The 10,206-nt window shown below is 62.6% G+C and carries 9 protein-coding genes, 1 tRNA gene and 1 pseudogene; 4 read left to right on the top strand and 7 right to left on the bottom strand.

What is annotated here, in order from left to right; translation table 11 throughout:
* Position 1: 1 nt before the first annotated feature.
* The 4 genes from AC2VON_RS06540 (at position 2) to AC2VON_RS06525 (ending at position 2,300) form a co-directional block, all read left to right on the top strand.
* Positions 2–91, top strand: a tRNA-Ser gene (locus tag AC2VON_RS06540).
* 386 nt (positions 92–477) lie between these two features.
* Positions 478–1,293 (top strand): CTP synthase C-terminal region-related (seleno)protein, encoded by an 816-nt coding sequence (locus AC2VON_RS06535; protein WP_428901286.1) that lies wholly within the window; start codon positions 478–480, stop codon positions 1,291–1,293.
* 195 nt (positions 1,294–1,488) lie between these two features.
* Positions 1,489–2,046 (top strand): recombinase family protein, encoded by a 558-nt coding sequence (locus AC2VON_RS06530; protein ID WP_428901287.1) that lies wholly within the window; start codon positions 1,489–1,491, stop codon positions 2,044–2,046.
* A 68-nt stretch (positions 2,047–2,114) separates the two neighbouring features.
* Positions 2,115–2,300 carry a hypothetical protein gene (locus AC2VON_RS06525; RefSeq protein ID WP_428901288.1) on the top strand — a complete coding sequence of 62 codons (186 nt, stop codon included), beginning with the start codon at positions 2,115–2,117 and terminating at the stop codon, positions 2,298–2,300.
* A 454-nt stretch (positions 2,301–2,754) separates the two neighbouring features.
* Here the strand turns inward: AC2VON_RS06525 and AC2VON_RS06520 are convergent, their stop codons facing one another.
* The 7 genes and pseudogenes from AC2VON_RS06520 to AC2VON_RS06490 all read right to left on the bottom strand — a co-directional run.
* Complete coding sequence (locus tag AC2VON_RS06520) at positions 2,755–3,024, bottom strand: YncE family protein (RefSeq protein WP_486952209.1); 270 nt, start codon at positions 3,022–3,024, stop codon at positions 2,755–2,757.
* A gap of 120 nt (positions 3,025–3,144) precedes the next feature.
* A pseudogene (locus AC2VON_RS06515) lies at positions 3,145–4,440 on the bottom strand (PE-PGRS family protein); the annotation flags it as partial.
* Positions 4,441–4,824: 384 nt separating this feature from the next.
* Positions 4,825–5,496, bottom strand: coding sequence for a hypothetical protein (locus AC2VON_RS06510; RefSeq protein WP_428901289.1), 672 nt, complete (start codon positions 5,494–5,496; stop codon positions 4,825–4,827).
* Positions 5,493–6,581: a hypothetical protein gene (locus tag AC2VON_RS06505; protein WP_428901290.1), complete on the bottom strand. Its 1,089-nt coding sequence runs from the start codon at positions 6,579–6,581 to the stop codon at positions 5,493–5,495. The genes AC2VON_RS06510 and AC2VON_RS06505 overlap by 4 nt, the downstream gene beginning before the upstream one ends.
* A 57-nt stretch (positions 6,582–6,638) precedes the next feature.
* On the bottom strand, positions 6,639–7,034 hold the full coding sequence (locus tag AC2VON_RS06500; RefSeq protein WP_428901291.1) for a hypothetical protein: 396 nt from the start codon (positions 7,032–7,034) through the stop codon (positions 6,639–6,641).
* 8 nt (positions 7,035–7,042) lie between these two features.
* Positions 7,043–7,279, bottom strand: a complete 237-nt coding sequence (locus AC2VON_RS06495) for a helix-turn-helix domain-containing protein (RefSeq protein ID WP_428901292.1) — start codon at positions 7,277–7,279, stop codon at positions 7,043–7,045.
* A 200-nt stretch (positions 7,280–7,479) separates the two neighbouring features.
* Positions 7,480–10,206 (bottom strand): type ISP restriction/modification enzyme (locus AC2VON_RS06490; protein ID WP_486952208.1); only part of this gene is annotated, 2,727 nt, incomplete at its 5' end.

Here is a 10,206-nt window from a genome sequence, read left to right as displayed (position 1 = left end):
CGGTGGCGTGTCCGAGCGGCCTAAGGAGCACGCCTCGAAAGCGTGTGACGGCTAACACCGTCCGAGGGTTCAAATCCCTCCGCCACCGCCATAGCCTGCGGGTTTGCTCAGTAGGTCGGTTAATTCCGATTCACTGAGCGCCCGTGGATGTCACGAGATGTCACAACTCTCAGAAACTCGTTGACGACCCAGGACACGGGAGATGTCACGTCCCTCGCACGGACTGGCGTAATGCGATACCCGCTGCTCACACTGATGGCATGACTGCGATGGGTTCCACGCACATCTGGAACCCCGATGACCTGACCTGCGAGCGTCGTCCTCGTCCCGCTTCTCATACGGGGACGATTGAGCGTGCCTGATGACCTGCTGTTCCCTCGTTCTGCCCGATGGCACCCTGCTTACGGCGGTGTCGCCGACAATTGAGCCGTCGAGTCAGGGATTGAGCGAAGCGGTGGTATCGGGAAGGGAACGTGAATGTCGGATCGGTTGAATGTCGCGGTGATCGGCGAATTCGATGGCGACTTCGCTCCGCACGTCGCCACGAATTTTGCGATAAGCCATTCCGCTATGGTGCTTGGGCTGGAGGTCTCGGTCTCGTGGCTGGGCACTGAACCGTTGGAGGCGGACCTGAGTGCGGTCACCGCTGCTGATGTGTTGTGGTGTGCACCCGGCAGTCCGTACCGCAACATGGCTGGGGCGCTAGCCGCGCTGCGCTTCGGGCGGGAGAACGCGGTGCCGACCTTGGGTACGTGCGGCGGTTGCCAGCACATCATTCTCGAATACGCCCGTAACGTCCTCGGCTTTGAAGACGCGCAGGACGCCAACTACGACCCGTACGGCTCTCGATTGTTCATCTCAGAACTGGCGTGCTCGCTGGCGGGAAAAACCATGCCTGTCAACCTGCAACCAGGATCAGCGGTCGCACGATACTACGGCGCGAGCAGGGTGACCGAACAGTATTACTGCAACTTTGGGCTGAACCCCGCCTACCGGCAGACCCTCGATGAGGGTGGACTGAACATCACTGGGTTTGACGACGATGACGAACCCCGCGTATTTGAGCTGCCCGAACATTCGTTCTACGTCGCCACGCTGTTCGTGCCACAGAATCGCTCCACCGAAGAGGAGCCACATCCGCTGGTGACGGCGCTGTTGTCCGCTGGAGCTGACGGCAAGCTCCATACCGACTTCGGTGATCACCCCGACACGGGTGTGCGAGCACCTACGGGACAGCCTGGCTGCCGTCCTCGTCCACATGGCTCACGCTGTGTACCAGGAAATCGAGATTGAGGGCTTCGTGGTTCGGCTTCGGGCTGAGTGAGACTGACATGACGATATTTCGCTGTCCCGTAACCGTTGGGTTCATGGACTGCACAGTCCGAGGGTGTTGCGCCGACGTTGCACCTGGCGGTGGCGTCCCGATTTCCTGTCCCACAATCGGATTCCCTTATCCGAGCTGTCAGCGCCTTGTGGGACGCTCCTGACATGCTGATCGGATACGCCCGGGTCTCGACCACCGACCAGAACCCGCGACTGCAACTGGACGCGCTCACCGGCGTCGGGGTCGAGCGCATCTTCACCGATCACGGCGTGAGTGGTTCCGTGGCGCGCCGCCCCGAGCTGGACCGCTGCCTGGAACACTTACGCAACGGGGACACCTTGGTTGTCTGGCGGTTGGACCGCTTAGCGCGGAGCTTGCGGAACCTCCTGGAGCTGGTCGAGCACCTGGCGCAGCGCGGTGTCCACCTGCGGAGCCTGACCGAGAGCATCGACACGGGTTCAGCGTCGGGCAGACTGGTCCTCAGCGTGTTCGGCGCGATGGCACAATTCGAGCGAGAACTAATCCGTGAACGAACCGAGGCTGGATTGGCGGCGGCGAAGGCACGGGGAGTCAGGATCGGTCGCCCGAACGCGGTCACTTGCGACCAACTCGCTCAGGCACGGACGCTGGTCGGTGCTGGACACCGCGTTGGTGATGTCGCGCGGACGCTGGGGGTCGGTCGGAGCACCTTGTACCGTGCGCTGGACCGTACTGCTTCGTAGGCAGTCATGGGGGAATGAGGCTATCGCCCCCTGGCGGGGTGTCGGTGCCGCGACGGACGATGGCGGGCATGACCGACCAATCCCTTACCGCCGCCCTGCACCACGCCGTTGCCGATTTCGCCGCCACCGCTGGCGACGGATTCACGGGCGGGTTTTCATATCGGATCGACCTGCACCGTGAGGATGGCAGCGTGCAACCGTTCATCTATACGTCGGACGATGACCACCGCGAGCTGTGGCGTGTACGGGACTGACCTTGACCGCCTGCTGGCGGACATCGCCGACCTGGAATCCGACGATCCGTTCCCATGGTCGGACGCCGCGCGGTGGTCACCGAACCCTGACCCTGACCCCGACCCTGACCCTGACCCTGACCCTGACCCTGACCCTGACCTTGACTGGGCGGACACCTGGCAAGACGACGACCTCCCGCCATACCCGGCGTACACCGATGAATACCTCAGGGAGCCGCCGCCGCCCGTGCCGCTCCCCCGGCGGCGTTCGCGTGCGTCCTGACCTGCGCGGGTCTACGTCCCCTACGCGGTGGTGGTAATTCGCCTGCTACAAGCCTGCGGCACGGTCTTAATCCCACGGCACCACAACCCTTGTCAGAGAATGTCGTGGTTGTAGGCGCGGACGGACCCGAGGACACAGACATTCCTACTGGGGTTGCTGACCATCGACGCGGGCAGCTCCTCCTGCACACCACTACCCGCTGATCACCGACACCGTGCCGCTACCCTGGTTGGTGACATACACGTCGCCAGTGACCGGGTTGACCGCCACCCCGCTCGGATCGATGCCGACGCTGATGGTGGCGGTGACGGTGTTGGTGGACGGGTTGATCACCGACACCGTGTTACCGGCATTGTTGGCGACGTACACATCCCCGCCGGTGACCGGGTTGACCGCCACCCCGCTCGGAGCGGTGCCGACGCTGATGGTGGCGGTGACGGTGTTGGTGGACGGGTTGATCACCGACACCGTGCCGCTACCCTGGTTGGCGACGTACACGTCGTGCCCGAGGTTGACCGCCACCCCGTTCGGATGGGTGCCGACGGTGATGGGTGATCCGGTGACGGTGTTGGTGGACGGGTTGATCACCGACACCGTGCCGCTGTTGAAGTTGGTGACATACACGTCGTGCCCGGGGTTGACCGCCACCCCGCCCGGACCGGTGCCGAGGCTGATGGTGGCGGAGACGGTGTTGGTGGACGGGTTGATCACCGACACCGTGTTACCGAGATCGTTGGCGACGTACACATCCCCGTCGGTGACCGTGTTGACCGCCACCCCGTCCGGACCGGTGCCGACGGAGATGGGTGAGCCGGTGACGGTGTTGGTGGACGGGTTGATCACCGACACCGTGTCGCTGTTGAAGTTGGTGACATACACGTCGTGCCCGGGGTTGACCGCCACCCCGCCCGGACCGGTGCCGACGGTGATGGGTGAGCCGGTGACGGTGTTGGTGGACGGATTGATCACCGACACCGTGCCGTTGCTCGGGTTGGTGACGTACACATCGCCGCCGGGGTTGACTGCCACCCCCAACGGATCGTTGAAGGTGGTGCTGGTGATGGTGGTGACGGTGCCCCCGGCCCCGCCAGCCCCGCCAGCCCCGCCAGCCCCGAAGAATAGCCCGCCGCCGGGGCCGCCGGGGCTGCCAGAAGCGTTGAAGCCCGCAGTCGCCGCCCCGCCCAGACCCCCGGCACCGCCGGTCCCGCTGCCTTCCAGCAGACTTCCCTGACCACCGACCCCACCGGCTCCGCCAGCCACACCCCACGTGGTGCTGGCACCACCGATGCCGCCGTCACCACCGCGACCCCACAACAAACCCGCCGCTCCACCGGCACCCCCGGTACCACCGGGGGTGCCGGTGCTATAGGGGGTGCCGGTGATACCGGGGGTGCCCGACCCGCCAGCGCCGCCGTTGCCGAGCAACCAGCCCCCCGGGGCACCGGACTGCCCAGTACCCGCCGCCCCGGCAGCGCCGTTGACAAAAAGCGAGCGTCCCGTCAGCAGCTTCACCGGGGAGAACACCCCCAACGGCTGAGCGTCGTTGATCAATTCCGACACCACACTATTCGCGGAAGCTGGATTCAGCGTCGTTGCCGCCGAGTGTTCGGCAGCCGTGTAGGCAGCCGACCCCGAAGTGAGGGTCCGCATGAATTGACCGTGGAACGTAGCGGCGTGAGCAATCAAAGACTGAAACTGAAACCCCTGCGTCCCGAATATCTCCGCAACAGCGACAGACACTTCATCGTGAGCCGCCGTCTCCATACTGGCAATGTAGGATCCAGCCTGAGTAGACGCTTCTTCCAAGCGTTGCTGAACAGATAAGAGATCCGCTGCGGCACCGTTTACCGACTCGGGAGCGACGATTGTGAATGACACCACGCAACCTCTACCAGACTGAACCGGCACCCCGACGGCGCGGCGATAGTGGAACGCTACACCCGCTGCGTCAGGCAATCAGCCCCCAGTTATGCATTTCTTAGCGCAGACCCGTAGCAATGTCCGTGGCGCAGTCCGTAGCGCTGGGCGAGGCTTCGCGGAGTCTAAAACGCCGAGTTGAAGCTAGCTTTTTGAACAAGAACATGGTCGCCGACAGGGGCGGGTTTGATCGCCCGTCCGTAGCGGGGGTCCGTATCGGGGCTCGTATGCTTGCACAGGGCGGGAATGGGCGCGCCGGTCAGCCGACTGCCGTGAGCTGACGGTCGGCGGCGTCCAGTTCCCGCGTCGCGCCCCACCCGTCGCGCGTTCACGGTTCGCCATCGGTCAATGCTCCTTCGGGATGCAGCGCTTGACGTGTGCGATGCTCATATCAGAATCGCTGAAGTTGTTGTAGCCCTTCTGAAATGCCGTCAGGGCTTCGTCACCGGCGTAGGCGTACATGCCCGTGTGAGTGAAGTCCTGACTCGCATCGGCAAGGGGTACGCCTTTACCGGCTACGTACATACCGGACAGACAGTCCGCCGCCAGTTCGTGCGCGTAGACGCTGCGGTCGTGCTGACCGAGCTGCGCCTCGACGGTGTGCCCTACTTCATGTGCGATGACTTCACCAACGACATAACGGTGACCTGATGCCTCAGCTTCCAAGCCCTCAGCGTCATATAGGACAACGCCAGCGCAATTGGCTGCGTTGCCCTTCGTAGGCTCTCCATGTGGGCACGTGAATGGAGCAGTTTCTTCTTTCGCCATAGCGCCAGTAGTGATTTCATACATACCCCAGAACCGATTCAAGTCCTCGATGAAGAACTGCACTTCCTCACCGATGTTGTGCACCACAGGCGTGTCCGGTGTGCTAGGCGGGGCAGGGACGTTTGAAGCGTCCGTCTGCATGTGCTTCGCCGTCGCAGACGCGGCGACGGGCTGCCCGTCCACCGCGCGGTCGCATCCAGACAGCGCCAGCGCCAGCGCTGCGAGAGCCGTTGTGGCGTAACGTGTCATTTCCATTCCGGGGGTCTGTTATCGTCGCCGAACTTCGGCTCCTCGGCGGTGTCCCGTCCAAGGAGTCCGCCCTCCACGGACTCCCGCACAGAATCGTGCCCGTGCTGCTTCGGGTCCGCGCTCTTGATGTCAGGGCGAGGCTTGGGCTTGCCGCCGCCGCCCGCACCACCCGCGCCGCTTCCCATCGGACCCCCCATCATGCCGCCCTGCTGCGGCTGTGATGGGGGCGCTTGACCCGCTCCGCCGCCTACGGCTGGGCGATTGATACCCGAGACATCCGCGCGGGTGTGCATACCGTGCGCGGTCGTGCCACGGTCGAGGGCTGCGCCCGCCGCAACGCCCGCCGCCGCGCCGTCAGCGCCTGCGCCCGACAGGTCGGTCTTCAAGCCGTCCAGCGGGTCTTTGCCGTCGTCCTTCTTGCGGTCGCGGGGCGAACCCGCCCCGGCCATCGACGGCATGGCGGGATAGCCGCCGCCCGCACCGCCGCCCTGCGGCATCTGCGGCGGTGCCATCATCGGCTGCTGCGTCATCGGTGGCATGGCGGGCTGTCCAGTAAGCATGGGCTTGAGCGCGGTGCCGCCATCGTCCGCGCCCGACAGGGAAGTGCCTGGGTCGGGTGCGGGCGTGGGCGTGAGGTCGGGCATTACCAAAGGCAGAGGAACATTGGTGCCTCCGCTACCTCCTTCACCGAAGGACGGCAGGGCTGGCATCTCTACCCCGTCCAGTGCACCTTCCGTGGGTTCCGTCGCCTGGCGGTGGCGTTCTTTCGCCTCGTCGTGCTGCTTTTTCGCCGCCGCCGCGTCCTGAACCGTGTGCGCCCGCTGTTCGCCCTGTGGAAGAGAGCGGGCGTGGTCTGCTAGGCGTTGAATCTCTTGCACACTAGGGGATTTCGCGAACTCAACATCCGCCGCGTGTTGCACGTCGCACGCCTGTTTGACCTCATGGCACACAGTTTGCAAACCCTGGAGGGCTTGCTGATACTGCGCAAGTTTGGCGTTCAGAGCGTCGAACGTCTTGCCGCTTCCCTCATCGAGCTGCTGGAAACGGACAGTTCCCAAACCGTCCCCGAGGTCAGCGTACGCCACCGACGCGGTGTGGAACGCGAATTGTCCACTGCTACTTGGCATAGTTTGGGTGCCCTCCTAGATTGATTGGACCGGAAGCTTGGACATGGACTGTTTGCTCTCGTCCTCGGTGGTGTCGTGGTTCTCGGCAATCCACATGAGCGCCGCCGCGTCGCTGTTGAGCTGTGTGATGAGCTTGTTGATTTGCTCGCTGAATTTCCCGCCAACACGTTCCACCCCGGACACCGCACCGAGGTAGATGGGGGCGGGATCGTGAGTTTCGGTGAACGCTGACGCTTCCCGTTCAGCGGTCGCGCTGAGGGTGATGGCTGCCCTCGCGTTGGGACGCAACGACTCGGCGTGCTGTTGTAATTCCCGCGCGGCGGCGCGAAGCACTTCAGAGTCAACGTCGATGACCCCGAGTTGGCTCTGCAATTTCTTGCCCGCGTCGGCGTTGGGCTTGGGGGCGGTCATTTCCCGCCCTACTCCTTCTCCACTTTCGTCAGCCAACTCCAGACGGTTCGCTCGACCACACCTAGCTCCCGAGCGATCCGGCTGCATGGATATGCACGAACACGATGAAGCTCTCGTGCCACTTCGGCGCGCTCATCCCACGCCGAACGGAACGCCGCGCGGTGGTGATTCACCTGTTCATGGACCTGAGCCAGCCGTTCGGCGAGGGCTTGGGTGTCCTCGTCCAGGGTCGTCAACTTGAGCATGGTTATACGCTATCACGAATAGTTACACATCACAATTGCCACGGCGTGCGTCGAGGCTGGTCTGCCGGGTTTGGCGGTTTGCTGTTAACGACGTGTCAACGTGCGCAGAAGATGGGTTTCCTTAACAGGGGTGGAAGCGGGTTACGGAAATGGGAGCGAGGCATCAGGATGGCACCTCGTCTGACAGGTGACTGTTGTGGTCAGGGCAGGCTGTCCACGATCCTCATGGTCTCCACCGCGACGGTCGTGACTTTCTTGATGAGGTCCACGATGTAGGTCGGGTCGCCGTGCTCGTCGCACCAGTCGTTGGGGTTGTTGACGATGCCTGAGTCCTTATCGGTGTGGACTTGGTAGCGGTCGATGATCCAGCCCAGCGCCGACCGCGACCCGAGCAGGTAGCGTTCGGCATCCTCGGGGATGCCCGCGATGGTGACGTTCGGGTTGTAGATGATCGCGGTGTGGTCGGTCTTCGACTTCCACTTCATCTTCTCGACCCGCCAGGTCTCACGGTCAGTTTCGTTGACGCCGTTCTTGATCTGCACGTCCAGCGAGTACGGTGCGGCGGTCTCGTAGTCGGCGTGCAAAACCAGAAGCTGCCGCCCCGCCGAGGCGAACGTGTCAAAGTCGTCGCGTGACTTCGGTGTCGGGATACGCGGCAGCATCTTTTTCAGGTCGGCGGCGTACTCGGTCCGGTAACTCGGTGAGTGCAGCAACCCGTACACGAACTCGAAGATGTCGTCTTTGGTGATGTCGTCGCCCAGCGCCGCGCGGTACAGGTTGTGGATGGCGTCGGTGATGTTGTCGATACAGCGGTAACCCCACTCATCGACCTCGCCCCCGCCCGTTGAGATGTCCAACTTCCCGTCGTCGGCTTCAACCTTCTCGTAAGTGAAGCGCGGGAAGAACTGACCGTTCTGCCCCGCCCCAAGCATTTGTACGTCGGGAAGCTCTCGTGTTGCCAGTAGTGAGAACTCTGCTGTCCCACCGACGCCAATGGCGTAGAAGCCGATGTTGCGGTGGTTGGGTGTAGGGAACATCGCCGGAAGTTTCGACCGCTCGTGGTTCAGGTATTTGTCGAAGTAAACGTGCTCGGTATCGAATGGTCTATAGGTTCCGACCAGATAACCGCTCTCTGACACGCGAACATTGGTGTTCTTTGCGAGGTGAGTTCTCAAGCTTCTAGACCACTTGATGCGGGATGGGTCCGATGCGCCTGGCGTGGCGGCGAGGAATCGGGTGACGGCTGCTTCGTCGCGTTTGGTGATGCCGTGGTCATTGCAGTAGTTCTGGAAAGGTTCTTTGAGGCTGTTGTAGTTGTCGATGAGGCGCTGAACGGAGTTCTTCACCGTCGCGGCGGAGTAGCTGTACACCCAGGCGTCGCGGTTGGTCTGAAGCCCGGCAGAGAACGTCTGGAACACGACGGTCTGCCCGGTTTTCGCCTTCTTGTCTCCGATGGCAGGGTAGGTGCCGTAGTTTTCGTCGCGCTGGTTGATCCAGTCGCCGTGCTTGTTCGGCGTGATGGTCTGCCAGCCCACGGCGTTGAGGTCGTCGGTGTCGAGAATGCGGAGTTTGTCGTCGCGGGACAGGTAGTCACCGATGTCACGGTAGTGAAGGGTGCACGGCGCGTTCGATGTTGGGTCTTTGACCCCGACGAAGATGGCGATGGTTGCTTGTGAGCCCGCACCAAAAATCTGACCGCCCTCGTTTCTCCAGTTGGGGCTTCGCATGTTGCCGCGCAGGTTGTAGACGTAGATGTGGGAGTAGTCGTTGGCGAGGGATAACCGCATCCCATCGGCGGTGTTGCTGTTGAGCCAGCCGCCGTTGGACACGAACGCGACGATGCCCTGATCGCCGATTCGGTTGGTCGCCCAACGGAACGCGCGGATGTAGGAGTCATAGAGGCTGTTCTTGTTGGTTGCGGTCGAGCGTTTGACGTAGGTGTTTTCAATCCATTTGTCGAGGCTGGGGTATTTGATGTTGGCGTTGTTGTCGTTGGCGCTGCCTTGCCCGACCGAGTACGGGGGATTCGCCACGATCACATCAATTTTGGTGCTCAACTGCGTGGCGATGCGCTTGTTGTTCTGCGGGAACATCTCGTTGTCCATGGTGTCGTCGGACTCGTGAATCTGGAAGGTGTCGGCAAGGACGATGCCGGGGAACGGCTCGTAGTCGTCGGCTGCGGTTTTGCCCATCAGGGCGTGGTAGGTGGACTCGATGTTCACCGCCGCGATGTAGTAGGCGAGCAGCATGATCTCGTTGGCGTGCAGCTCAGTGCCGTACTTGCGGGCAAGGTCTTTCGGCGTGACCAAACCCGTCTGCATCAAACGAGTCAGAAACGTTCCCGTGCCGACGAACGGGTCGATGACGTGCACATTCTCATCGGTCAGCCCCTTGCCGAAGTGTTCGCGTGACACGGTGTCAGCGGCGTGCAAAATCCAATCCACAACCTGCACAGGGGTGTAGACGATGCCCAGCGCCTCAGCCTGTTTGGCGAATCCGATCTTGAAGAATCGTTCATAGAGGTCTGCGATGACTTGCTGCTTGCCCTCGGCGCTGGTGACCTCGGAGGCGCGGATGCGAACCGAGTCGTAGAACTTCTCCAGGTCGCTGGTTTCTGATTCCAGACCGCTGCCACCGAGTGTGTCCACCATCCGCTGCATGGTCCGCGATACCGGGTTACGCGAAGCGAAGTCGTGTTCGGAGAACAACGCATCGAACACCGGCTTGGTGATGAGATGCTGCGCCAACATGCCCACCGCGTCGGCTTCGGTGATGGCGTCATTGAGGTTGTCGCGCAATCCCTTCAGGAAGCGCTCGAACTCTTTGACGACTTTCTTGTCCCCGTTGTCGAGGATCGCCGTTATCCGCGTGATCAGCGCAGCGGAGATGTCGGCAACGTCGTCCGCCCAGTCCTCCCAGTAGGCGCG

Source organism: Mycobacterium sp. TH-M82 (assembly GCF_057473605.1).
This window is presented reverse-complemented; position numbering and strand designations above follow the sequence as displayed.